At 63.1% G+C, this 22852-nt stretch carries 20 protein-coding genes and 1 pseudogene; 19 read left to right on the top strand and 2 right to left on the bottom strand.

The window, feature by feature from the left end; genetic code table 11:
- The first annotated feature begins 180 nt into the window (after positions 1-180).
- Positions 181-2241, top strand: coding sequence for a UvrD-helicase domain-containing protein (locus OX460_RS27370; protein ID WP_077398209.1), 2061 nt, complete (start codon positions 181-183; stop codon positions 2239-2241).
- Between the two features lie 7 nt (positions 2242-2248).
- Here OX460_RS27370 and OX460_RS27365 read toward each other — a convergent pair whose 3' ends face one another.
- Both OX460_RS27365 and OX460_RS27360 read right to left on the bottom strand, forming a co-directional pair.
- Complete coding sequence (locus tag OX460_RS27365) at positions 2249-2605, bottom strand: addiction module antidote protein (RefSeq protein ID WP_251351552.1); 357 nt, start codon at positions 2603-2605, stop codon at positions 2249-2251.
- Positions 2602-2994, bottom strand: coding sequence for a type II toxin-antitoxin system RelE/ParE family toxin (locus OX460_RS27360; protein ID WP_251351553.1), 393 nt, complete (start codon positions 2992-2994; stop codon positions 2602-2604). Before OX460_RS27360 ends, OX460_RS27365 begins: the two co-directional genes overlap by 4 nt.
- Positions 2995-3154: 160 nt before the next feature.
- Here OX460_RS27360 and OX460_RS27355 point away from each other — a divergent pair, with 160 nt between their 5' ends.
- The 18 genes and pseudogenes from OX460_RS27355 to rbsD all read left to right on the top strand — a co-directional run bounded on the left by OX460_RS27355 (position 3155) and on the right by rbsD (position 22789).
- On the top strand, positions 3155-3373 hold the full coding sequence (locus OX460_RS27355; protein WP_046683207.1) for a SlyX family protein: 219 nt from the start codon (positions 3155-3157) through the stop codon (positions 3371-3373).
- A 154-nt stretch (positions 3374-3527) separates the two neighbouring features.
- Positions 3528-5681 (top strand): M3 family metallopeptidase, encoded by a 2154-nt coding sequence (locus OX460_RS27350; RefSeq protein ID WP_289900542.1) that lies wholly within the window; start codon positions 3528-3530, stop codon positions 5679-5681.
- A 223-nt stretch (positions 5682-5904) separates the two neighbouring features.
- Entirely contained in the window at positions 5905-8058 is a 2154-nt protein-coding gene (locus OX460_RS27345) for a M3 family metallopeptidase (RefSeq protein WP_289900541.1), read from the top strand.
- 109 nt (positions 8059-8167) lie between these two features.
- Positions 8168-8380 (top strand): VF530 family protein, encoded by a 213-nt coding sequence (locus OX460_RS27340; protein ID WP_071326083.1) that lies wholly within the window; start codon positions 8168-8170, stop codon positions 8378-8380.
- 11 nt (positions 8381-8391) lie between these two features.
- Entirely contained in the window at positions 8392-8670 is a 279-nt protein-coding gene (locus OX460_RS27335; RefSeq protein WP_034753883.1) for a DUF4404 family protein, read from the top strand.
- Positions 8671-8907: 237 nt separating this feature from the next.
- On the top strand, positions 8908-11169 hold the full coding sequence (locus OX460_RS27330) for a YgiQ family radical SAM protein (protein ID WP_289900575.1): 2262 nt from the start codon (positions 8908-8910) through the stop codon (positions 11167-11169).
- 281 nt (positions 11170-11450) lie between these two features.
- Positions 11451-11558: pseudogene (locus OX460_RS28525) on the top strand (zinc-ribbon domain-containing protein); the annotation flags it as partial.
- A gap of 264 nt (positions 11559-11822) precedes the next feature.
- The gene (locus OX460_RS27320; RefSeq protein WP_289900539.1) at positions 11823-12503 is read left to right on the top strand and encodes a hypothetical protein; all 681 of its coding nucleotides are present in this window, start codon (positions 11823-11825) and stop codon (positions 12501-12503) included.
- Between the two features lie 51 nt (positions 12504-12554).
- Entirely contained in the window at positions 12555-13280 is a 726-nt protein-coding gene (locus tag OX460_RS27315; RefSeq protein WP_289900538.1) for a hypothetical protein, read from the top strand.
- A 65-nt stretch (positions 13281-13345) separates the two neighbouring features.
- Positions 13346-14476: a zinc ribbon domain-containing protein gene (locus OX460_RS27310; protein ID WP_289900537.1), complete on the top strand. Its 1131-nt coding sequence runs from the start codon at positions 13346-13348 to the stop codon at positions 14474-14476.
- Between the two features lie 9 nt (positions 14477-14485).
- Positions 14486-15574 (top strand): zinc ribbon domain-containing protein, encoded by a 1089-nt coding sequence (locus OX460_RS27305; RefSeq protein WP_289900536.1) that lies wholly within the window; start codon positions 14486-14488, stop codon positions 15572-15574.
- A gap of 164 nt (positions 15575-15738) precedes the next feature.
- Positions 15739-16620 carry an EamA family transporter gene (locus OX460_RS27300; RefSeq protein ID WP_289900535.1) on the top strand — a complete coding sequence of 294 codons (882 nt, stop codon included), beginning with the start codon at positions 15739-15741 and terminating at the stop codon, positions 16618-16620.
- 232 nt (positions 16621-16852) lie between these two features.
- A complete protein-coding gene (locus OX460_RS27295; RefSeq protein WP_251351573.1) occupies positions 16853-17788 on the top strand; it encodes a sugar ABC transporter substrate-binding protein in 936 nt (311 codons plus the stop codon).
- An 84-nt stretch (positions 17789-17872) separates the two neighbouring features.
- Positions 17873-19423: a sugar ABC transporter ATP-binding protein gene (locus tag OX460_RS27290; RefSeq protein ID WP_289900534.1), complete on the top strand. Its 1551-nt coding sequence runs from the start codon at positions 17873-17875 to the stop codon at positions 19421-19423.
- A gap of 18 nt (positions 19424-19441) precedes the next feature.
- Positions 19442-20413, top strand: coding sequence for an ABC transporter permease (locus OX460_RS27285; RefSeq protein WP_099666105.1), 972 nt, complete (start codon positions 19442-19444; stop codon positions 20411-20413).
- A gap of 14 nt (positions 20414-20427) precedes the next feature.
- Positions 20428-21486 carry a LacI family DNA-binding transcriptional regulator gene (locus OX460_RS27280; RefSeq protein WP_289900533.1) on the top strand — a complete coding sequence of 353 codons (1059 nt, stop codon included), beginning with the start codon at positions 20428-20430 and terminating at the stop codon, positions 21484-21486.
- Positions 21483-22391 (top strand): ribokinase, encoded by a 909-nt coding sequence (rbsK, locus tag OX460_RS27275; protein WP_289900532.1) that lies wholly within the window; start codon positions 21483-21485, stop codon positions 22389-22391. The genes OX460_RS27280 and rbsK overlap by 4 nt, the downstream gene beginning before the upstream one ends.
- A 5-nt stretch (positions 22392-22396) precedes the next feature.
- Positions 22397-22789 carry a D-ribose pyranase gene (gene rbsD, locus OX460_RS27270; RefSeq protein ID WP_289900531.1) on the top strand — a complete coding sequence of 131 codons (393 nt, stop codon included), beginning with the start codon at positions 22397-22399 and terminating at the stop codon, positions 22787-22789.
- Positions 22790-22852 lie beyond the last annotated feature (63 nt).

Below are 22852 nucleotides of genomic sequence, written 5' to 3'. Positions count from 1 at the left end.
GGGGCGATATAGGCGGAATGGTACTCCAGGCGTGGCATCGCCGCACGCATTGCAGCGGCTCAGATGGCGGCATATGGCGATATATCAATGCCGTTGCCTGTTTTTCGGGCATGCGCCAGCGTGCAAAAGGCGGGCGCGACACTGTTACAATGGGCTGCTGTTCCCTGCGGAAATACCCTGATGTCCAAAGCACCACAGTTCGGTCTGAATGCGCCCCAAAGCGAAGCGGTAACCTACCTCGACGGCCCCTGCCTGGTGCTGGCGGGCGCCGGCTCGGGCAAGACGCGCGTGATCACGCAAAAGATCGCCCACCTGATCGAAGACCGGGGCTACGACCCGCGCACCATCGCTGCCCTGACCTTCACCAACAAGGCGGCGCTGGAGATGCAGGAACGCATCGCCAAACTGTTGAAACAGCCGCGCCAGGCCAAGCAGTTGACGGTGTCGACTTTCCACTCGCTGGGCGTGAAAATCCTGCGCCAGGAAGCCAATGGCGTGGGGCTGAAGGACCGCTTTTCCATCATGGACAGCGACGACTGTTTTTCCCTCGTGCAAGATCTCGCCATTACCACCGATAAACAGGTGATCCGTGGCATCCAGAACGCCATGTCCTTGTGGAAAAATGGCCTGATCGATCCGGATATGGCGCTGGCGCAAGCCAAGGATGAGGACGAGGCGAATGCGGCGCGCATCTACCGCAGCTACGTGGCAACGCTGTCCGCCTACCAGGCCGTCGATTTCGACGATCTGATCCGCTTGCCGGTGGAGCTGTTCCGCAACAACGGCCCCGTGCGCGACAAGTGGCAGCGCCGTTTGCGCTACCTGCTCGTCGACGAATACCAGGATACGAACACTTGCCAGTACGAACTGGTGAAACTGATGGTGACGGGCATCGGCAAGAAGCCGATGTTTACGGCCGTGGGCGACGATGACCAGGCGATCTATGCGTGGCGCGGCGCCACCGTGGAAAACCTGAAGACCCTGGAGACGGATTTCCCCGATTTGCGCGTGATCAAGCTGGAGCAAAATTATCGCTCCACCATGCGCGTGCTCAATGCGGCCAATGCCGTCATCGGCAACAATCCCAAACTGTTTGAAAAGTCGCTGTGGTCGGAACACGGCCTGGGCGAGCCGATCAAGGTGCTGGGCATGCAGACGGACGAGCAGGAGGCGGAGCAGGTCGCCATCATGATCTCGGCCGACCATTTCGAGCGGAAAAACAAATTTTCCGATTACGCGATTTTGTACCGGGGCAACCACCAGGCGCGCATCATCGAGCAGTGCCTGCGCAAGGAACGCATTCCGTACACGATCTCGGGCGGCCAGAGTTTCTTCGACAAGGCCGAGATCAAGGACATCATCAGCTACCTGCGCCTGCTGGCCAACGAAGACGACGATCCGGCGTTTATTCGCGCCGTGACGACGCCGCGCCGGGGCGTGGGCCAGTCGACGCTGGAGGTGCTGGGGGCGTTTTCGGGCCAGTGGCAGTGCTCGCTGTTCCAGGCCGTTTTTAAAGGCGGCATCGAGGCCAAGCTGACGGACCGCCAGCTGGGGCCGCTGCGCGACTTCTGCAACTTCATCAACGACCTGGAATCGCGCGCCAGCCGTCCGGGCGCGGCCGGCAGCGGCGACAACGCGGCCGAAGTGCTGGACGACATGATGAAGGAAATCCACTACGAATCGTATCTGTACGATGCCTTCGAGGAACGCCAAGCGCAAAGCAAGTGGCAGAACGTGCTGGAATTCGTCAACTGGCTGAAGGAACGGGGCCGGGGCGGCAAGGACCGCGACGGCGAAGAAAAGAACGTGCTGGAATTGACGCAGATGGTGGCCCTGATGACCATGCTGGAAGGCAAGGACGAGGAGCAGGACGCCGTGCGCATGTCCACCCTGCACGCGTCCAAGGGGCTGGAATTTCCGCACGTATTCCTGGTCGGCGTGGAAGAGGGAATTTTGCCGCACAAGGGCGACGCGGATGCGCCGGCCGAAACCATCGCCGCGCGCATCCAGGAAGAGCGGAGGCTGATGTACGTGGGCATCACGCGCGCGCAGCGCACCTTGCACGTCACCTGGTGCAAGAAGCGCAAGCGGGCTGGCGAGCAAGTCCATTGCGACCCGTCGCGTTTCATCAAGGAAATGCAGCTCGACGTGGGCGACGCCGTGCCGACGGAGGCGGAAGTGATTTCGCCGAAAGAACGGCTGGCGCGCATGAAGGCGCTGTTGGCCGCGCCGAAAGTGTAAGCGGCGTTCAGGCTTCCGCGGCGCCGTCCGGCGTGGTTTTCGGCACGATGGCCAGCTGCATGCCCAGCGCATCGAGCATTTTCAAGATGGTTTCGAAGCGCGGTTTGCTGCCTTCGCGCAAGGCTTTATACGCGCCTTCACGCGTGATGTCGGCACGGGCCGCCACCTTGCCCATGCCGTAGGCGCGCACCACGTCGTTCATGGCGGACTGGAACAGTTCGGCATTGCCGGTGGCGACGATTTCGCTCATGTAGGCGGCCACGGCGGCCTTGCTGGTCAGGTGTTGCGTCGGGTCGAATTTGCTCAGTCCCAATGCTTCCAGGTCGTCGAGGTCGAAGGTGTCGTGGTCGATGTCGTGGTTCATTTCTTTCGTACTCCTGTCGAGGGGCTTGCCGCTGCTTTCTTGAGGGCTGCCTGCCGGGCTTTCAGCTCCCGCAGGATGGCTTGCGCCTGCCTGATGTCGCGCTGCTGGCTGGATTTATTGCCGCCCAACAGCAGCAAGATCAGGGTGCCCCGGTTCGTTTCATGAAAATACACGCGCCAGCCCGGTCCCGTCTGTAAAAAACGCAGTTCGCACACGCCTTCACCCACTGGCCGCCAGTCGCCCTTTTTACCGTGCTGCAAATGCTTGATGCGCGCATCGATGGCGGCCGCCGCCACATCGTGCAGGGAATCTTCCCAGCGCCGATATTCGGCCGTCTTGCGCGTGTCGATCAGCAGTGGCTCGGTTGGTGTTGGTGTTGGTTCAACCATTGTAATCGTTTGTTCTCATTCGTCAAGCGGCTTGATCAAGCTATAAGGAGAGAATAGGCAAGAATCGGCGCCGCACCGGGAAGAATGCCGTTTGTTTGTTCTGGCGCACGTCGCTGCGGCGGTAGAATGCCGCTTTCAGTCAGAAATGAGCAGAAGCACCATGGACAATGCAGAACAGATGGAAATACGTTTCGTCGATATCGAAATCAAGCTGGCGCAGCAGGAAGACCTGGTCGAGTCGCTGAACCAGATGGTGTACCAGCAGGGCAAACGCATCGACCAGCTGGAAGCCATGCTGCACAAGCTGGGCGAGCACGTGCGTGACGGGGCGCAGCAGGCAAATGGCGGGCTGGTCAACGAACGTCCGCCGCATTACTAAATCGGCATCGTGATACGGGGCGCATGAAAACCGTTCATCACTGGCTGGCGCGCTACCATCGGTAGTTGCTGGTGACGCAAGTGTTTCAGGCTGTTATTATTTCAGGCTGGCCCGCGACACAATCGCGGCTCTCTTGCGTTCCTTGAAAGTAGACATGACCCGTCCAACAATGCTCGTCATCGCCGCCAGCCTGATGCTGGCGCCAGCCGCTTTTGCCGCCACCGCTGCGCCTGCCACCACCGCTACCGCGGCCGCGGCGCTGCCCGTTTCGAACCCGTTTGCGCAGGCCAGCAGCCTGCCTTTCAACTATCCGCCGTTCGACAAGGTGCAGGACGCCGACTACGCGCCGGCCTTTACGGCAGGCATGGCCGCCAACCTGGCGGAAATCAATGCCATCGCGAATAACCCGAAAGCAGCCACCTTCGACAACACCATTGTGGCCATGGAACGCTCGGGCCAGCTGCTGAGCCGCGTGCGCACCGTGTTTTCCGTGATGTCCGGTTCGAACACGAATGACACGATCCAGGGCCTGGAACGCGAACTGGCGCCGAAAATGGCGGCCCACAGCGACGCGATCATGCTCAACGACAAATTGTTCAAGCGCATCGACACCCTGTACGCCAAGCGCGGCAAGCTGGGCCTGGATGCGGAATCGAAACGCTTGCTGGAACGCTATCACACGGACTTCGTGCGCGCCGGCGCCAAACTGTCGGCGGCGGACAAGGAAAAGCTGCGCGCCTACAACGGCCAGCTGGCTGCCCTGTCGACCAAGTTCGCACAGAACGTGCTGAAAGAATTGAACGCCTCGGCCGTCGTCGTCGATACGCGCGAAGAACTGGACGGCCTGTCGCTGGCCGCCATCGAGGTGGCCGCCGGCCTGGCCAAGAAGCGCGGCCTGGACGGTAAATACGTGATCGCCCTCGTCAACACGACGGGCCAGGCGCCGCTGTCGCTGCTGACCAATCGCGCCGTGCGCGAACGCATCATGGCCGCTTCGCAAGCGCGCGGCAGCCGTGGCGGCGAGTTCGACAACACCCAGGAAGTGCTGGAACTGGCGAAACTGCGCGCCGAACGTGCCGCGCTGATGGGCTACCCGAACTACGCGGCCTACTCGCTGGAAGACCAGACGGCGCACGACACGACCGCCGTGAACGCCTTGCTGGGCGAGCTGGCGAAGCCGGCCGTCGTCAATGCGCGCCGTGAAGCGGACGATATCCAGAAGGTCATCGATGCAGGCACAGGCGGCTTCAAGGTAGGCGCCGCCGACTGGGCCTTCTACAGCGACAAGGTCCGCGCCGAACGCTACAACTTTGACGAAAATCAACTCAAACCGTATTTTGAAATGCACAGCGTGCTGACCAAGGGCGTGTTCTTTGCCGCAGGTAAATTGTACGGCTTGACCTTCAAGCAGCGCACCGACTTGCCCGTCTACACGTCCGACATGCTGGTGTACGACGTCTTCAATGAAGACGGCACGCAACTGGCCATCTTTACCTTGGACCCTTACGCGCGCAGCAACAAGCGCGGCGGCGCCTGGGCGAATGCCTACGTGGGCCAGTCGACCTTGCTGAACCGCAAGCCGGTGATTGCGAATAACCTCAACATTCCGAAGCCGGAAGCGGGCCAGCCGACCCTGATGACGTTTGACGAAGTCAACACCATGTTCCACGAATTCGGCCATGCGCTGCACGGCATGTTCTCGAACGTGAAATACCCGCGCTTTGCCGGCACCAGCGTGCCGCGCGACTTCGTCGAATACCCGTCGCAAGTCAATGAAATGTGGGCGCTGTGGCCGGAAGTGCTGCAAAACTACGCCAAGCACTATCAGACGGGCGCGGCCATCCCGGCCGAGCTGCTGGCGAAAGTGACGGCGGCCGACAATTTCAACCAGGGCTATAAAACCACGGAATACCTGGCGTCGGCCCTGCTGGACCAGCGCTGGCACCAGCTGACCCCGGCACAGATCCCCACCGACGTGCTGGCGTTTGAAAAAACCGCCTTGAGCGACGCGGGCGTCGATTTCGCCCCGGCGCCGCCGCGCTACCGCACCACCTACTTCTCGCATGCGTTCGCGGGCGGCTATTCGGCCGGCTACTACGCGTATCTGTGGTCGGAAAAGCTCGACGCCGACACGGTCGAGTGGTTCAAGGAAAACGGCGGCTTGACGCGCAAGAACGGCGACTGGTTCCGCAATAAACTGCTGTCGCGCGGCGGCAGCGCCGATGCGCTCGACATCTACCGCAACTTCCGCGGCCGCGATGCGAAGATCGAGCCGCTGCTGGAACGCCGTGGCTTGAACGCCAAGTAATCCCCCGTCACCGGCCTGGCCGGTGCTGAACATCGATGGCCGCCCCGCAACGGGCGGCCATTTTTATTTGGCGATTCTGCTCGTAAACCGTGGTAAACCGCGCATTTTGCGTGATGCACCACAGGATCGCCCATGTTGGATGACGCCTGTGTGACAGGCTGCTATGATCTGCCACTGGCCCGCGACGCGATCGCGGTTCTTCCCGCGCTTCCTGAAAGATGTCATGATCCGTCCACAACTGCTCGTCATCGCCGCCAGCGTCATGCTGGCCCACGCCGCCCCATCCGCCATGGCTGCCGCCACTGCAAAAACCGCGCCTGCCGCCACCGTCAGCGCGCAGAACCCCCTGCTGAAAGCGAGTCCGCTGCCATTCCAGATGCCGCAGTTCGGCCTGATCAAGGATGAACACTACGCGTCGGCGTTTGCCGAAGGCATGAAACGCCAGTTGGCCGAAGTCAACGCGATCGCCAGCAACCGCCAGGCGCCCACGTTTGAAAACACCATCGTGGCGCTCGAGCGCACGGGGCAGCTGCTGCACCGCGTGCAAAGCATCTTCAGCAACATGACGTCGACCAACACGAACAGCGTGCTGGAAGCGGTGGAAGTGGACGTGTCGCCGAAACTGGCCGCGCATGGCGACGCCATCACCCTGAATCCGAAACTGTTTAACCGCATCGACACCCTGTACGCCAAGCGCGACAAGCTGGGCCTGGATGCCGAATCCTTGCGCCTGCTGGAACGCTATCACACGGATTTCGTGCGCGCCGGCGCCAAGCTGTCCGATGCGGACAAGGAAAAGCTGAAAGCCTATAACGCCGAACAGGCGGGCCTGGAAACGGCTTTCGCGCAAAACGTGCTGAAGGAAACGAATGCCAAGAGCATCGTCGTCGACACGCGCGCCGAGCTGGCGGGCATGACGGACAGCGATATCGATACGGCCGCCACGGCAGCCAAGGAACGCGGCTTGAACGGCAAGTTCGTCATCGCCCTCGTGAACACCAGCGGCCAGCCGCCGCTGGCGGTATTGACGGATCGCAAGACGCGCCAGCGCCTGATGGATGCGTCGCTGAACCGCGGCAGCCAGGGCGGCGAGTTCGACAACCGCGCCATCGTGCTGAAGCTGGCCAAGCTGCGCGCCGAACGGGCCACCCTGCTCGGTTACGCCAACTACGCCGCGTATTCGCTGGAAGACCAGACGGCCAAGACGACCACGGCCGTCAACACCCTGCTGTCGGAACTGGCGAAACCGGCCGTTGCCAATGCGCGCCGCGAAGCGGCCGACCTGCAGCAAATCGTCGATGCCGAGAAGGGCGGTTTCCAGGTGGCAGCAGCCGACTGGGCCATCTACACGGACAAGCTGCGCAAGCAGCGTTTCAATTTCGATGAAAACGAGCTGAAACCGTACCTGGAATTGAACAGCGTGCTGAACAACGGCGTCTTCTTTGCTGCGAACAAGTTGTACGGCATCAGCTTCAAAGAACGCAAGGACTTGCCGGTGTACAACCCGGACGTGCGCGTCTACGACGTGCTGGACGCGAACGGCAAGCCGCTGGCCCTGTTCATCGCCGATTTCTATGCGCGCGGCAACAAGCATGGCGGTGCATGGATGAATGAATACGTGTCGCAGTCGATGCTGATGGGCACGCATCCCGTCGTCGCCAACCAGCTGAACATTCCGAAGCCGCCCGCCGGCCAACCGACCCTGCTGACGTTCGATGAAGTGACGACCATGTTCCACGAATTCGGCCATGCGCTGCACGGCATGTTCTCGAACGTGAAATACCCGCGCTTTGCCGGCACCAGCGTGCCGAGCGACTTCGTCGAGTATCCATCGCAAGTCAATGAAATGTGGGCCGTCTGGCCGGAAGTGCTGCAAAACTATGCCAAGCACTACCAGAGCGGCGCGGCCATGCCGCAGGAGTTGCTCGACAAGGTGACGGCGGCGAAGAAATTCAACCAGGGTTTCATGACGACGGAATACCTGTCGGCGGCCCTGCTGGACCAGCGCTGGCACCAGCTGGCGCCGAGCCAGGTTCCGACCGACGTGCTGGCCTTTGAAGCGGCATCGCTGAAGGATGCGGGCGTCGATTACGCGCCCGTGCCGCCGCGCTACCGCACCAGCTACTTCTCGCACAGTTTCTCCGGCGGTTACTCGGCGGCGTATTACGCCTACCTGTGGTCGGAAAAGCTGGACGCGGAATCGGTCAACTGGTTCAAGGAAAACGGCGGCCTGACGCGCAAGAATGGCGACTGGTTCCGCAGCAAATTGCTGTCGCGCGGCGGCAGCGTCGATGCGCTGCAGCTGTTCCGCGACTTCCGCGGCCGTGATGCCACCGTGGAACCATTGCTGGAACGCCGTGGCTTGAACGCCAAGTAAGACGTCCCCATCAGAAGCTTGCGTTGCGTTGACCTGGCGCACGCAAGCTTTCCGTGCCGGCGGCGTAGAATTGAGTAAGATGTAAACAAGAAGGCAGTCGAAAGAGTATATGAGTCAGCAAGATTTGAATGGCATTACCCTGGAAGGTATCGTGACGCGCCTGCACGCCCACTACGGTTGGGACGGCCTGGCCAAGCACATCGATATCAATTGCTTCATCAGCGATCCCAGCATCAAGTCGAGCCTGAAGTTTTTGCGCAAGACCCCGTGGGCCAGGAGCAAGGTGGAACAGCTGTACCTGGACACGCAATTTACTGACTGACAGGAAAAAACATGGATAGCAAACTCAAGGAATCGCTGCAACAACTGCATTCGACGCTGGAAACCAGCGGCCCCGTCGATGAAGAACTGCATGGTTTGCTGCAAAAACTCGATGTCGACATCAAGTTGCTGATGGAAAAGCGCGCCGCGCAGGAACAGGAAGAAGAATCGACCACCTATGGACTGGCCGAGCGCAGCCAGGAATTGTCGGCCAAGTTTGCCGTCAAGCATCCGAAACTGGAGCCGGCGCTGCGAGAACTTGGTGAGATTCTAGCCAATATGGGTATTTAATTTAACCCTAAAGCAACATCTGGGGTCAGACCCGCCGGGTCTGACCCCAAGGGCCTCTTTCTCCCAAGTAATTGAAAATTAAACGTTTTTTGTACTGAAATCCAACAGTAAAAAGCAGGCCGTCAGGTTGGAAATGGCCAATTCCGGTACAATCCGTACCCTATGAGCTCCCCTACCAATTTATTTGCGACCGTTCCCAAGCGGTCTGCCCGCGCTGCCGTGGCGCCTTTCCTGCCGATGTCGCGTGCCGAGATGGACACGCTGGGCTGGGACCAGTGCGACGTCATCCTCGTCACGGGCGACGCCTACATCGACCATCCGAGTTTCGGCATGGCCCTGGTCGGCCGCCTGCTCGAAGCGCAGGGTTACCGCGTCGGCATCATCAGCCAGCCGGACTGGCTGTCGGCCGACGCGTTCCGCATCCTCGGCAAGCCGCGCCTGTACTACGGCATTACCGCCGGCAACATGGATTCCATGGTCAACCAGTACACGGCCGACCGCAAGATCCGCTCCGACGACGCCTACACGGCGAACGCGGAACCGAACAAGCGCCCGGACCGCGCCGTCACCGTGTACGCCCAGCGCGCGCGTGAAGCGTATCCCGACGTGCCCATCGTCATCGGCAGCATCGAAGCGTCGCTGCGCCGCATCGCGCATTACGATTACTGGTCGGACAAGGTCCGCCGTTCCGTCTTGCCCGATTCCAAGGCTGATTTGTTGATCTTCGGCAATGCCGAGCGGGCGCTGGTCGACCTGACGCACCGCCTGGCTGCCGGCGAATCGATCAAGGATATCCGCGACTTGCGCGGCACGGCTTTCATGGTACCGTCCGGCTGGCTGCCTGGCGACGACTGGGGCGTGCACAATTCCACCCGCGTCGACGTGCCCGGCAAGATCGATCCGCACTACAGCCCGTACGAGATGGTGCAGGAAGACAAGACCGCCTGCGCCACGGAAAATGCGTCGAAGTCGGCCGAAGTCATCAAGCCGATCCGCATCATGAGCCGCGAAGAGCGCCTGGCCATGGCCAAGGAAAAGCACGACAAGACGGTGGTGCGCCTGCCCGCCTACGACGTCGTCAAGGATGACCCCGTCATGTATGCGCACGCTTCGCGCGTGTTCCATCTGGAATCGAATCCCGGCAATGCGCGCGCCATGGTGCAGGCGCACGGCGAACGCGACGTGTGGCTCAACCCGCCGCCGCTGCCGCTGGCCATGGACGAGATGGATGGCGTGTACGACATGAATTATGCGCGCGCCCCGCATCCGAGCTATGGCAAGGCGCATATCCCGGCTTGGGAAATGATCCGCTTTTCCGTCAACATCATGCGCGGCTGCTTCGGCGGCTGCACCTTCTGCTCGATCACGGAGCATGAAGGACGCATCATCCAGAGCCGTTCGGAACCGTCGATCTTGCGCGAGATTGAACATATCCGCGATAAAACCAAAGGCTTTACGGGCACCATTTCCGATATGGGTGGCCCGACGGCGAATATGTACCGCCTCGCCTGCAAGGAAAAAGAGATCGAAGTCTCGTGCCGCCGGCTGTCCTGCGTGTACCCGTCCATCTGCGTCAACCTGGGCACGGACCACAGCAAGCTCATTTCCCTGTACCGCAAGGCGCGCGCCATTCCCGGCATCAAGAAAGTCTTGATCAGCTCGGGCTTGCGCTACGACCTGGCCGTGCGTTCGCCCGAGTACGTGAAGGAACTGGTCACGCACCACGTCGGCGGTTTGCTGAAGATTGCTCCTGAGCACACGGAAGAGGGCACCTTGTCGAAGATGATGAAGCCCGGCATCGGCGCGTATGACGAGTTCAAGGAAATGTTCGACCGTTTCTCTTTGGAAGCAGGCAAGAAGCAGTATTTGATTCCCTACTTCATCGCCGCCCATCCGGGCACGACGGACGTGGACATGCTGAACCTGGCCCTGTGGCTGAAGAAAAACAATTTCAAGCTGGACCAGGTGCAAACCTTCATGCCCACGCCGATGGCCATGGCGACGACCATGTATCACACGCGCAAGAATCCTTTGCGCAAGGTGACAGCCGATTCGGAAGTGGTGGAAACGGCCCGCAGCGGCAAGATCCGCCGCACGCACAAGGCGTTCCTGCGCTACCAAGACCCGGCCAACTGGCCGATCCTGCGCGAAGCGCTGGTCAACATGGGCCGTGGCGACTTGATCGGCAATGGCGACAAGCATTTGATTCCCGCCTGGACCTCGTCCGAGTCGGGCGGCCTGGCCGCCGGCGAACGCAGCCGCCAGACGCATGGCGCCGGCACGCCGGACAAGTTCAAGGTTACGCCGGGCAAGAACCGTATCGCCCTGGGCGGCACGGCCGCGGCGCCGAAGGCGACTGCCGTCGAGTCGAAGGTGCGTCCATCGATCTTGTCGACCATCAAGACGAAGGCCAAGCCGGCCGCCGTGCCGATGGGCCGTGGCAGCAAGCCGCCAGCCAAGGGCGGCCATGCCGCACCGGCACGGGGCGGACGCAAGTAAGCCGTCCTCGGCACCCCGGGCATCGCCTGAAAACCCGGCAACGCAGACAGCGTTGCCGGGTTTTTTGTTATCTGCGCACCAGCATGGGGCGCGACATGCCGTGATGGCGGAATTTTTACCAATATTTAAAAATTGAATAGAGCAAAAGGCAATTTTCCCTTGTGGCAACTTGGTGTTTGAAAATATACTCGTTGAATATTTAGCCGTACGGCAACAATGCTGCCATTCTGGCAAGCGCCAGCGTACGCGACTTCCAGCGTTTAGATGAAAAGAGATGCCAATTGAAATGCCTTTCCTGCCAGGCCGAAAATAAGCCGGGCGCAAAATTCTGCTCTTCCTGCGGCACGACGTTTGCCGTTGCTCCTGCCGCCGCCGCTCCCGTGCCAGGCAAATCCTGCGGCCAGTGCGGCCATGATTGCAAGCCGGACGCCAAGTTCTGCCCCAAGTGCGCATTCAGCTTTGCCGTGGCGCCCGTTGCCGCAGCGGTGCCGCCGCCGCTGCCGGAAGCGGTCATCGAGCCGCGCATCGAGCCGGTTATCGAGCCGGTCATCGAGGCTGCGATCGCCCCCGTGATCGAGCCGCTTATCGAGCCCGTCACTGAGCCCGTCATTGCATCCATACCCGTGCCAGAACCTGAGCCTGCCCCGGCACCCGTGCCAGAGCCTGTCGCGCCACCAGCGCCAGTGCTGGAAAAGCGCCGTGCCGATCCTGGCCCCGCAGCGGAACCTGTTCCCGTACCGGCCGGCGTGCCCGCAGCGGCATCCGACAGCCCGGCCGGTGGCAGCCGGATCAAGCTGATCGTCGCAGCCATCGCGGCGGTAGTGGTAGTGGGTGCGGCAGGCGGATATTATTACCTGTCAGCCAAGCCTGCCGAACCCGCGCCAATCCCCACGCCGACGCTTCCCGCCGACGACACGACGGCTGCCGCCGAGCAGCCGCTGGCCATCAGCGACCCTGCGCTCGATGGCGCCACGACGGCCGACCATGCCGCGACACCTGCTGCCGAGCCTGAGCCTGAGCCAGCGGCAGCCCCCGCACCGGTTCCTGCTCCGGCACCGGCGCCGGCACCGGCACCTGTCGCGGAAAAGCCCGCCAAGCCCGTCAAGGTGACGCCGCCGGCCGCGCCTGCCAGCAAGCCTTCCGGTCTCGAAAGCGTGATCACGGACAGCCTGTCGGAAGCGAGCCACTGCATGAGCCAGCGCAAATACGACTGTGCCATTGCCAACGCGAATGCCGTGTTGCGCATGGACACGGGCAACCGCTACGCGCTCGATATCAAGCGCAAGGCGAAAGAAGCGCAAGACAAGGCGTTGTCGCAAATCCAGATCGAGTAAGCCGCGCTGCTTGCCTTCCATTCCTATTGATTGATCTTTCCGGAGAATAACGTGAAAAACCTGAAACAAATGGCCAAGCCCCTGGTGGCGATGCTGGTCGTGTCCTCGATGCTGGCCGGTTGCGCCGCGCCGGGCGGCCCTGGCGCCACCGGCAATACCACTACCGCAGGCACGGAAGCGGCCAGCGGCGAATGCAATACGGCCATGCTGGCCGGCATCGGCGCCGTCGTGGGCGGCTTGCTGGGCGGCGGCAACAACACCGTGCGCGGCGCGGCGCTGGGCGCCAGCCTGGGCGCGCTCGCCTGCGTGGCCTTGAATTATCAAAGCCAGCAAGTCAAGACGGCGCAGCAGGTGCAGACCGACTACAAGGTGGCCAACAAGGGCAAGCTGCCCGAGCAGTCGACCCTGGTGAAATACGAGACGGGCTTTACGCCGTCCTCCGTGCGTCCGGGCCAGAAGGCGCAGACCAATTCGTATATCGAAGTGGCGGCCGGCACGCGCGATCCGAACCCGCTGGTGGAAGAGGAATTGAGCCTGTACAAGCCAAATGGCGACTTGATCAAAACCGTGCGCAAGGTGGTCAGCAGCAATAACGGCAGCGGCGCCTACAAGGGCGGCTTCTCGATTCCCATGCCCGAAGGCGTGCCGCAGGGCATTTACCCGGTGCGCACGGCCCTGTACCTGAATAGCAAGCGCGTCGGTGGCCAGGACGTCAAGCTGCAGATCGTCCAGCGCCAGGCGCCGGCATCCGAGCTGCAACTGGCGCAGGCCTACTAACACCGTGTTACCACGGGGCGGCCAGGCAGGCCGTCCCCTTTCGATTTCCCCCTTTCAGGCTAGACATGACCATTTCCACAGAAGCAGCTAAACCTCTTCCCTTTTCCTCCGCCGTGGGTTCGCTGATCGAAGCGACCGACGCCATCAGGAACTTCCGCGCGATTGCCTTGCTGGCCCTGACCTTCATCGGCGCCGTGCTCGTCGGTGGCGTGCTGACGATGCTTGCCGGCGGCATGAGCAGCGCGCTGCTGGCCTTCCTGGGCGCCTTGATGGCCTTCCTTGTGATGTTTTACGGTTCCAATGCCGTGGGCATCCTGCTGATGCGCGATGCGCAAGGCCAGCCGGGCATGAGCCTGGTGGATGCCGTGCTCGTTTCGCTGTACACGAGCCACCGCCTGATCGCGGTCGTCTTCCTTGAATTTCTGATCGTGCTGGCGGCCATGATCGCCATCGCCATCATCTTGTTCGTCTGCAAGATCCCCGTGCTCGGCCCCGTGCTGTACGCGGTCGTCTTCCCGCTGTCGGCCATCGTGCTGGGCGTGCTGGTGTTTGCGCTGTTTTACGTGATGCTGCCGCTGGCCGGCCCCGCCGCCTGGTCGGGTGCCAGCGTGTTCCAGATCATTGCCCGCCTGAACCAGATCGTGCGCACCAAGCTGGTGTCCGTGATCTTGCTGGAAGTGCTGCTGTTCCTGATCACCGCGTTTGTGGCCCTGCTGATCTTTGGCGTGCTCGGTACCGGCGTGTCGCTCACCACGGGCATGTCGGCCGGCATCCTCAGCCTGGGCGAGATGAATATGTATGCGCTGGCTGCGGGCCTGGGTCGTGGCGGCTCCGGTTCCGGCTACATCGTCGCAGCCGGCCTGGGCGGCGGCTTGCTGATGGCGGCCGCGGCCGTGGTGCCTGGCCTGATCTTTACCAAGGGCGTGTGCATCATTTACCTGGACGCCACGCGCAATGTTGATTTCAGCGCCTCGGAAGCGAGTCTGAACGACGGCCTGGCCACGGTCAAGAAAAAAGCCGAGGAAGCGCGCGAGCGCGCGCGTGCACTGGCCGAGCAGGCGAGCGCCCCCGCAGCGCCAGCCGCTGCCGCTGCACCGGCCGCCGCACCGGCTGACAGTCTGCAGTGCCCAAGTTGCAAGGCACCGGTCGCATCCGATGATGTGTTTTGCGGCGAATGCGCGCATAAACTCAAGTAAAGGCACGCCATGGCTCACTTCTGCACCCAATGCGGTACCGCATATGCGCCGGGCGCGCGTTTTTGCGATGAATGCGGCAAGGCCGTGAACGCCGCGCCGTCGCCCGCACCTGCGCCGGCGCCCGTCGCGCCCGTCAAGCCGGCCGGTGTGCAGCGGCGCCACCTCATTCTTGCCGGCGGCGTGCTGGCGGTGGTCGTCGTGGCCGGTGGCGCACTGGCGTGGTTGCTGGCGCCAGAGGCAGCTTCGTCCAGCAGTTTCAGCCGCGCCATCGATGCCCATCTGGCGGCCGACGAGGCGGCGCGCGACAAGTTGCTGTGCCTTGCCAACTTGCCGTACCAGAAGGAAGAGATCCGCGTGGCGTCGTACGACAGTTCCACCCGGCAATGGCTGGATATCCTCGTGCGTAGCGGGCTGTACAGCGCACCCGTCGAGCAAGGCAGCGGCGGCTGGGTTGTGCAATCGCAATTCGTCTACGCGCTGGCCGCGCCGGGCAAGGCGGCCTTGCGCGGCGACAAGCTGTGCGTGGCCAAGGGCGTGAAAGTGGCCAAGGTCAGCGGCTACGATCAGGTGCGCGACCTGGGCGAACAGCAAGTGGCGATGGCCAAGGCCACCCTGGCGTTGACCGATGAGGCGGCGTGGTTCGCCAAGTCGCCGGACCGCGCATTGATCTTGCAACGCTTGCCGGACGGCGATCTGGAAGTGCGGCTGCCGCTGGCGCTGGTCGACAAGCAGTGGCAAGTCATCGACCAAGCGCAGATGAGCCAGGCGGCCATGACCGGTGTGATGGGCAAAGCGCGGGCCGGGCAGGGCGCTGGCATGCTGGACAAGCTGAAAGGCGTGTTCAGCTTTGGCGGCCACCCGGCCGTGGGAAAATGGCAGGCGGCGATGGGCAATGTCCTGGAATTTACACGCGATAGCGTGATCAATAACGGGACTTCGACCAAGGCCACCTTCACCACCAACGGCAATACCGTGACGATAGCACCGGAAGGCGCGGGCGAAACGGCCATGGACATTATCGTCAGCGACGATGGCAGCACGGCGCAGATCAGCATGGGCGGCATGCGGGTGACGACCCTGCGCCGCATGCGCGATTAGGCAGCTGTCCAGGCGGCGCAGCTTGCCGCCTTGCAGCATTCCAGAAGCCCGGCCATGCCGGGTTTTTTTTCGCCGCCTGCCAGACAGGGGAGGCAGGTATTTATCTTGACATCAAGATAGTTCGCGCCCACACTGGTCTTTTATCTTAATGTCGAGATAGTTTCATGACCTCTTCCTTTGCCCGCCCCGCCTGGGGCGATATTCTGCTCACGGCGCTGGCGCCCCTGATCTGGGGTTCCACGTATATCGTCACGTCCGAACTGCTGCCGCCGCACCGTCCCTTCACAGCAGCCCTGATCCGCGTGTTGCCGGCCGGTCTGCTGTTGCTGCTGCTGATGCGGCGCCTGCCCGCACGGCGCGACTGGGGCCGCGTGCTGATCCTGTCCGCCCTGAATATCGGCGTCTTCCAGGCGCTGCTGTTCGTGGCCGCCTACCGCTTGCCGGGCGGCCTGGCGGCCGTGGTGGGGGCCATCCAGCCGCTGCTGGTGATGGGGCTCGCCTGGGGCGTGGAAGGGCGCCGGCCGGCCCGCCTGGCCCTGGGCGCCAGCGTGCTGGGCGTGGCCGGCATGGGCGTCCTGCTGTTGTCGCCACGCACGGTGTGGGAGCCCATCGGCATCGCCGCCGCGCTGGGCGGCACGGCTTGCATGGCGGCCGGCACCTATCTGACGCGGCGCTGGAAGCCGGACTTGCCCGTGCTGGCGCTGACGGGCTGGCAATTGCTGCTCGGCGGCCTGATGCTGGCGCCCGTCGCCTGGCTGGCCGACGCGCCCTTGCCGGCACTGTCCTGGCAGCAAGTGCTGGCCTACGCCTACCTGTGCCTGGCCGGCGCCCTGCTGGCATATGCCTTGTGGTTCCGCGGCATCGCCCGCCTGTCGCCCGTGGCCGTGTCCTCGCTGGGCTTGCTCAGCCCCCTGATGGCCGTCGTGCTGGGATGGGCCTTGCTGGGCCAGGCCATGACGGGCTGGTCGATGCTGGGCTTGCTGCTGGTGCTGGCCAGCGTGCTGGCCGTGCAGTGGGCCAGCGCCCGTCCCGCAACAAAGTCCTGACTTCCGCGTATTTCCCTCCGGCAGGCTGATGGCATCAGCCTGCCTGTTTCCCTCTGAACGCTCCCTTTTTGCTGCACCGCACATACAGTTTTGCTTGCACTGATATGGGGCATTGAGGCACTATTCGCTTCGCGCAAACGTTTGCGCGCAACGAATTTCCTAAAAAGCATGCAGTACACGTGCTTGACCAACAACTCTGGAGACGCTCATGACATCCCGTATTCGCCTGAAAATGATTGCCGCCGCTGTCCTGGTGTGTGCCTTGCCCGCCGTGCCGGCGATGGCGCAGACACCTGCCAAACCAAAGGTGGCGCTGGTGATGAAGTCGCTCGCCAATGAATTTTTCCTGACCATGGAAAATGGCGCCAAGGCGCATCAGAAGGCGAATGCCGCCAAGTACGACCTGCTGTCGAACGGCATCAAGGATGAAACGGATACGTCGAGCCAGATCAAGCTGGTCGAGCAAATGATCGTCTCGCGCGTCAACGCGCTGGTGATCGCGCCGGCCGACTCGAAAGCGCTGGTGCCGGTGCTGAAGAAAGCCATCGACGCGGGCATCATCGTCGTCAATATCGACAACAAGCTCGACGCGGGCGCCCTGAAAGAGAAGGGCATCACCGTGCCGTTCGTCGGCCCGGACAACCGCAAGGGCGCCAAGGTCGTCGGCGACTATCTGGCGCAGCAAATCAAGAAGGGCGACCCCGTCGGCATCATCGAAGGCGTGTCCACCACCTACAATGCGCAGCAGCGCACCCTGGGTTTCCAGGATGCAATGACGGCAGCCGGCGCCAAGGTTGTCAGCGTGCAGTCGGGCCAGTGGGAAATCGCCCCCGCCAACACGGTGGCGGCCGCCATGCTGAACGCCAACCCGAATATCAAGGCTTTGCTGTGCGGTAACGACAACATGGCCATCGGCGCCATTTCCGCCATCAAGGCGGCCGGCAAGACGGGCAAAGTGCTCGTCGTCGGCTACGACAACATCAACGCCATCAAGCCGATGCTGGCCGATGGCCGCGTGCTGGCTACCGCCGACCAGTTCGGTTCGCAACAAGCCGTGTTCGGCATCGAGACCGTGCTGAAAGCCCTGGCGCAGAAGAAGAAACAGGCCGAGCTTGGTGGCGTCATCGAAACCAAGGTCGAACTGGTCGCCAAGGGCGCCAAGTCCTGATCGTTTGATCCCGCCGGGGCCGGCGCCCGCTTGCTCACCGAGCAGGCGGCGCCGGCCCCGCCGCCACTACCGCGGAGTTTTATCATGCCCACCGACATTCCCCCGGCGCCAGCCGCCATCCCCTTGTTAACGCTCGATAACATCGGCAAGTCCTATGTCGGCCCCGTCCTCGGTGGCGTGGGCCTGCGCTTCGCCCCTGGCCAGGTGCTGGCGCTGACGGGCGAGAACGGCGCGGGCAAGAGCACCTTGTCGAAGATCATCTGCGGCCTGGAGCAAGCCACCACGGGCACGATGCTGCTCGACGGCAAGCCATACCAGCCCGCCTCGCGCGGCGCCGCCGAGGCGCTGGGTATCCGCATGGTGATGCAGGAACTCAACCTGATTCCCACCCTGTCGATCGCGGAAAACCTGTACCTGAAGAATCTGCCGCAGCGTTTCGGCTTCATCGACCGTACGCGCCTTGAGCGCGACGCGCGCGAACAGATGGAAAAAGTGGGCTTGGGCGGCCTCGATCCGTGGACTTTGGTCGGCGAACTGGGCATCGGCCACCAGCAGATGATCGAGATCGCGCGCAATTTAATTGGCGCTTGCCGCCTGCTGGTGCTCGATGAACCGACAGCCATGCTGACGCACCGCGAAGTGGAATTGCTGTTCCTGCAGATCGAACGCCTGAAAGCCGACGGCGTGTGCATCATCTATATTTCTCACCGCCTGGAAGAACTCAAGCGCGTGGCCGACCGCATCGCCGTGCTGCGCGACGGCCAGCTCGTGTGCGACGACGATATCGCGGGCCACTCCGCCGCCGACCTGGTCAGCCTGATGGTGGGCCGCTCGGCCGACGACGCCGTCGACCTGAGCGGCCGCACCATCGGCGCACCGCTGCTGCGCGTGCGGGGCCTGGCGCGCGGCAAGGTCGTCAACCCCACCTCGTTCGACTTGCGCGCCGGCGAAATCCTCGGCATCGCCGGCTTGATCGGCTCGGGCCGCACGGAATTGCTGCGCCTGATCTTCGGCGCCGACCGCGCCGACGCCGGTGACGTGTTCCTCGGCGACAGCGCAACGCCTGCCGCCTTGCACTCGCCGCAGGCCGCCGTGCAAGCGGGCATCGCCATGATCACGGAAGACCGCAAGGGCCAAGGCTTGCTGCTGCGCCAGTCCATCGCCGTGAACACGACCCTGGCCTCGCTTGACACCGTCAGCGGCGCTGGCTGGCTCAACGACGCGGCCGAAGCGACGGTGGCCGATGACTATATCCAGCGCCTGGGCATTCGCTCGCGCAACAGCGCGCAAACGGTGGCCGAATTGTCTGGCGGTAACCAGCAAAAGGTGGTGATCGCCCGCTGGCTGTACCGCGACTGCCCCGTCATGCTGTTCGACGAGCCCACGCGCGGCATCGATATCGGCGCCAAGTTTGATATTTATCAGGTGCTGGCCGAACAGGCGCGCCAGGGCAAGGGCCTCGTCATCGTCTCGAGCGACTTGCGCGAACTGATGCTGATCTGCGACCGCATCGCCGTCATGAGCGCCGGCAGCATCGTCGATACCTTCGAGCGCGGCGCCTGGAGCCAGGACGCGCTGCTGTCGGCCGCCTTCTCCGGCTATTTGACCCCCACTTCCACTCCAGCTGCGGCCTGATCCGCCGGAAAGATTCCCATGACCACCAACTCCTCTCCTTCGTATCTGCAGCGCAGCCTGGCCGATCTGAAAAACTATGCGGGCCTGATCGGCGCCCTGGTCGCCATGTGCGTGCTGTTCTCGTTTGCCAGCGAAAACTTCTTCACGCTCGCCACCCTGAGCACCCTGTCGAACAACATCCCCACCCTGGTGGTGATGGCCGTCGGCATGACGTTCGTGCTGATCATCGGCGGCATCGACCTGTCCGTCGGTTCCGTGATGGCGCTGGCCGCGTCCGTGCTGTCGCTGGCCGTCGTGCACTGGGGCTGGCCCGTGTGGAGCGCGGCCCTGCTGGGCATGTTCGTCGCCGCCTTGTGCGGCGCCACCACGGGCCTCATTTCCGTCGGCTGGCGCATTCCCTCGTTCATCGTCTCGCTGGGCGTGCTGGAAATGGCGCGCGGCATGGCGTATCAAGTGACGAACTCGCGCACGGAGTACATCGGCAGCGCCGTTGACGGCATCAGCTCGCCAATCGCGTTCGGCCTGTCGCCCGCCTTCATCGCCTCGATCGCCATCGTCGTCATCGGCCACCTGGTGCTCACGCGCACGGTGCTGGGCCGCCACTGGATCGGCATCGGCACGAACGAGGAAGCCGTACGTTTGTCCGGCATCAATACAAAACCGTCGAAAGTGCTGGTGTTTGCCTTGATGGGCTTTCTGGCCGGCGTGGGCGCGCTGTTCCAGGTGTCGCGCCTGGAAGCGGCCGACCCGAACGGCGGCGTGGGCATGGAATTGCAAGTGATCGCCGCCGTGGTGATCGGCGGCACGAGCCTGATGGGCGGGCGCGGTTCCGTCATCAGCACCTTTATCGGCGTGTTGATCATTTCCGTGCTGGAAGCGGGCCTGGCGCAAGTGGGCGTGTCGGAACCCGTGAAACGCATCGTCACGGGCCTGGTGATCGTCGCCGCCGTGGTGCTCGACACCTACCGCCGCCGCGGCGAACGCGCCTAAGCGCAACATCGCCCATGGCAACCATCAAGCAAGTGGCGCAGGCGGCGGGGGTGTCGTTCACCACCGTGTCGCACGTCCTCAACAATACCCGCCCCGTCAGCGACGAGGCGCGCCGCGCCGTGCTGGCGGCGGCGGAGCAATTGCATTATGTGCCCAGCGCGCTGGCGCGTTCCCTGCGCAGCCGCAGCACGGGCACCATCGGCCTGATCATTCCCAACAATACGAACCCGTATTTTTCGGAAGTGGCGCGCGGCATCGAGGACAGCTGCTACGCGGCCGGCTACAGCGTCATTTTGTGCAATTCCGATGACGACCCCGTCAAGCAGCGCGATTACCTGAACGTGCTGCTGACCAAACGCTGCGACGGATTGATTTTGTCCGCGCTGGCCGACAGCGATGGCGAATTGCTGCGCAAGATGAAGGTGCCGGCCGTGCTGCTCGACCGCGCGCCCAGCGACCTGTCCATCGATGCCGTGGCCGTCGACAACCGCGCCGGCGGCGTGCTGGCCGCGCGCCATTTGCTGGGCCTGGGACGCCGGCGCCTCGCCTGCATCGCCGGTCCCCGCGAAGTGAGCATTTCCAACGACCGCATCGCCGGCGTGCGCAGCGCCATGGCGGACGCCGGCGTGGTCCTGGCCGACGCCCTGTGCCGCTACAGCGATTTTACGAGCGCTGGCGGCTATGCGGCCGCGCTGGACTTGCTGGCGCTGCCGCCAGACCAGCGCCCCGACGCCTTGTTCTGCTGCAATGACCTGATGGCCTTTGGCGCCCTGCGCGCCGCCGCCGAGCGGGGCATTGCCGTGCCCGTGGACCTGGCCGTCGTCGGCTTCGACGATATCGACCTGGCCAGCTTCGTGCATCCGGCCTTGACCAGCGTGGCGCAAAATACGCGCGAACTGGGCCGCATCACGGCCGCCTGCCTGCTGGCGCGCATCGCCGACCCCGCCTTGCCGCGCCAGCAGCGCAGCATCGCCCCGGAACTGCACGTGCGCGGCTCCAGCGCGGCCGTCACGCTATCTTCTTCCGCACCTACTTCTTCACCTGCAACTGAACTGATGGGAATGACATCATGATCGTGGTTATCGGCAGCATCAATATGGACCTGGTCTTGCGCGTGCCGCGCATGCCCCTCCCCGGCGAAACCCTGACGGGCGGCGCCTTTCGCACCATTCCTGGCGGCAAAGGCGCCAACCAGGCCGTGGCCTGCGCGCGCCTGAGCGGCAAAGTGGCGGGCGCCCAGCAAGTGGCCATGGTCGGCTGCGTGGGCGACGACGCGTTCGGCGCGACGTTGCGCGCGGCGCTCGTCGGCGACGGCATCATCGACAGCCACATCACCACCTTGCCGGGCGTGGCCTCCGGCATCGCCTCGATTCTCGTCGATGACAATGGCCAGAACAGCATCGTCATCGCCGGCGGCGCCAACGATCTGTTGAGCCCGGCACACATTGATGCGGCGCAAGGCTTGATCGAACAGGCCGATATCGTCGTGCTGCAGCTGGAAACCCCGATGGCCACCGTCGTGCATGCGATCAAGCTGGCCCGTTCGCTGGGCAAGACCGTGGTGCTGAACCCGGCCCCGGCGGCCAGCTTGCCGAATGGCGTGCTGGAACTGGTCGACTACCTGATTCCGAATGAAATCGAAGCGGCCATGCTGGCCGGCGTCAGCCCGGATGGCGCGGATGCCGGGGCGCTGGCCGCCGCGCTGCAAAAGCTGGGCAGCGACAACGTCATCATTACCCTCGGTTCCAAGGGCGTGCACGCGGCCCTGTACGGCGGCGATTTCACCTTCCCCGCCGAAGTGGTGCAAGCCGTCGACACGACGGCCGCCGGCGACACCTTCATCGGCGGTTTTGTGGCGGGCCTGGCGTCCGGCATGGACGAGGCCGAAGCGATCCAGCAAGGCCAGCGCGCGGCCGCCTGGAGCGTCACCAAGCCCGGTGCGCAAACCTCGATCCCCCACTTGCACGAGCTGTTCTAACAACCATGAAAAAGAATCCGCTGCTCAATATCGCACTGTCGCAACTGATCGCTTCGCTCGGCCATGGCGACATGCTCGTCATCGGCGACGCGGGCTTGCCGTCGCAGCCGGGCGTGCCCCTGATCGACCTGGCCCTGACGCGCGGCATCCCCGGCTTCATCGATACCGTCAACACGGTATTGACTGAAATGCAGGTGGAATACCATTTGCTCGCCAGCGAATTGCCGCAGCACAATCCAGCCATGGCGGCGCAGGTGGCAGCCCTGGCTTTGCCCGATGCGCGCCAGGTGACGCATGAGGAGTTCAAGCAATTGAGCAAGGGCGCGCGCGCCATCGTGCGCACGGGCGAGTGCAGTCCGTACGCCAACATCATTTTGGTGGCCGGCGTCGTGTTCTAGCGCAAACAATGGCGACATTGTTTGCCAAAAACATCAACGCTATTGTCCTCACTGAAATAGTTA

Origin of the sequence: Janthinobacterium sp. SUN033, assembly GCF_030397595.1 — a bacterium.
In the GTDB taxonomy this organism is placed as follows: domain Bacteria; phylum Pseudomonadota; class Gammaproteobacteria; order Burkholderiales; family Burkholderiaceae_D; genus Janthinobacterium; species Janthinobacterium kumbetense.
This window is presented reverse-complemented; position numbering and strand designations above follow the sequence as displayed.

Coding starts and splice junctions, on each gene's coding strand:
- OX460_RS27360 (WP_251351553.1), bottom strand. CDS start 2,994: ATGGTTGAACCAACACCAACACCAACCGAGCCACTGCTGATCGACACG.
- OX460_RS27295 (WP_251351573.1), top strand. CDS start 16,853: ATGATTGCCGCCGCTGTCCTGGTGTGTGCCTTGCCCGCCGTGCCGGCG.
- rbsD (WP_289900531.1), top strand. CDS start 22,397: ATGAAAAAGAATCCGCTGCTCAATATCGCACTGTCGCAACTGATCGCT.
- OX460_RS27370 (WP_077398209.1), top strand. CDS start 181: ATGTCCAAAGCACCACAGTTCGGTCTGAATGCGCCCCAAAGCGAAGCG.
- OX460_RS27335 (WP_034753883.1), top strand. CDS start 8,392: ATGGATAGCAAACTCAAGGAATCGCTGCAACAACTGCATTCGACGCTG.
- OX460_RS27340 (WP_071326083.1), top strand. CDS start 8,168: ATGAGTCAGCAAGATTTGAATGGCATTACCCTGGAAGGTATCGTGACG.
- OX460_RS27300 (WP_289900535.1), top strand. CDS start 15,739: ATGACCTCTTCCTTTGCCCGCCCCGCCTGGGGCGATATTCTGCTCACG.
- OX460_RS27350 (WP_289900542.1), top strand. CDS start 3,528: ATGACCCGTCCAACAATGCTCGTCATCGCCGCCAGCCTGATGCTGGCG.
- OX460_RS27305 (WP_289900536.1), top strand. CDS start 14,486: ATGGCTCACTTCTGCACCCAATGCGGTACCGCATATGCGCCGGGCGCG.
- OX460_RS27310 (WP_289900537.1), top strand. CDS start 13,346: ATGACCATTTCCACAGAAGCAGCTAAACCTCTTCCCTTTTCCTCCGCC.
- OX460_RS27285 (WP_099666105.1), top strand. CDS start 19,442: ATGACCACCAACTCCTCTCCTTCGTATCTGCAGCGCAGCCTGGCCGAT.
- OX460_RS27355 (WP_046683207.1), top strand. CDS start 3,155: ATGGACAATGCAGAACAGATGGAAATACGTTTCGTCGATATCGAAATC.
- OX460_RS27280 (WP_289900533.1), top strand. CDS start 20,428: ATGGCAACCATCAAGCAAGTGGCGCAGGCGGCGGGGGTGTCGTTCACC.
- OX460_RS27365 (WP_251351552.1), bottom strand. CDS start 2,605: ATGAACCACGACATCGACCACGACACCTTCGACCTCGACGACCTGGAA.
- OX460_RS27345 (WP_289900541.1), top strand. CDS start 5,905: ATGATCCGTCCACAACTGCTCGTCATCGCCGCCAGCGTCATGCTGGCC.
- rbsK (WP_289900532.1), top strand. CDS start 21,483: ATGATCGTGGTTATCGGCAGCATCAATATGGACCTGGTCTTGCGCGTG.
- OX460_RS27330 (WP_289900575.1), top strand. CDS start 8,908: ATGTCGCGTGCCGAGATGGACACGCTGGGCTGGGACCAGTGCGACGTC.
- OX460_RS27290 (WP_289900534.1), top strand. CDS start 17,873: ATGCCCACCGACATTCCCCCGGCGCCAGCCGCCATCCCCTTGTTAACG.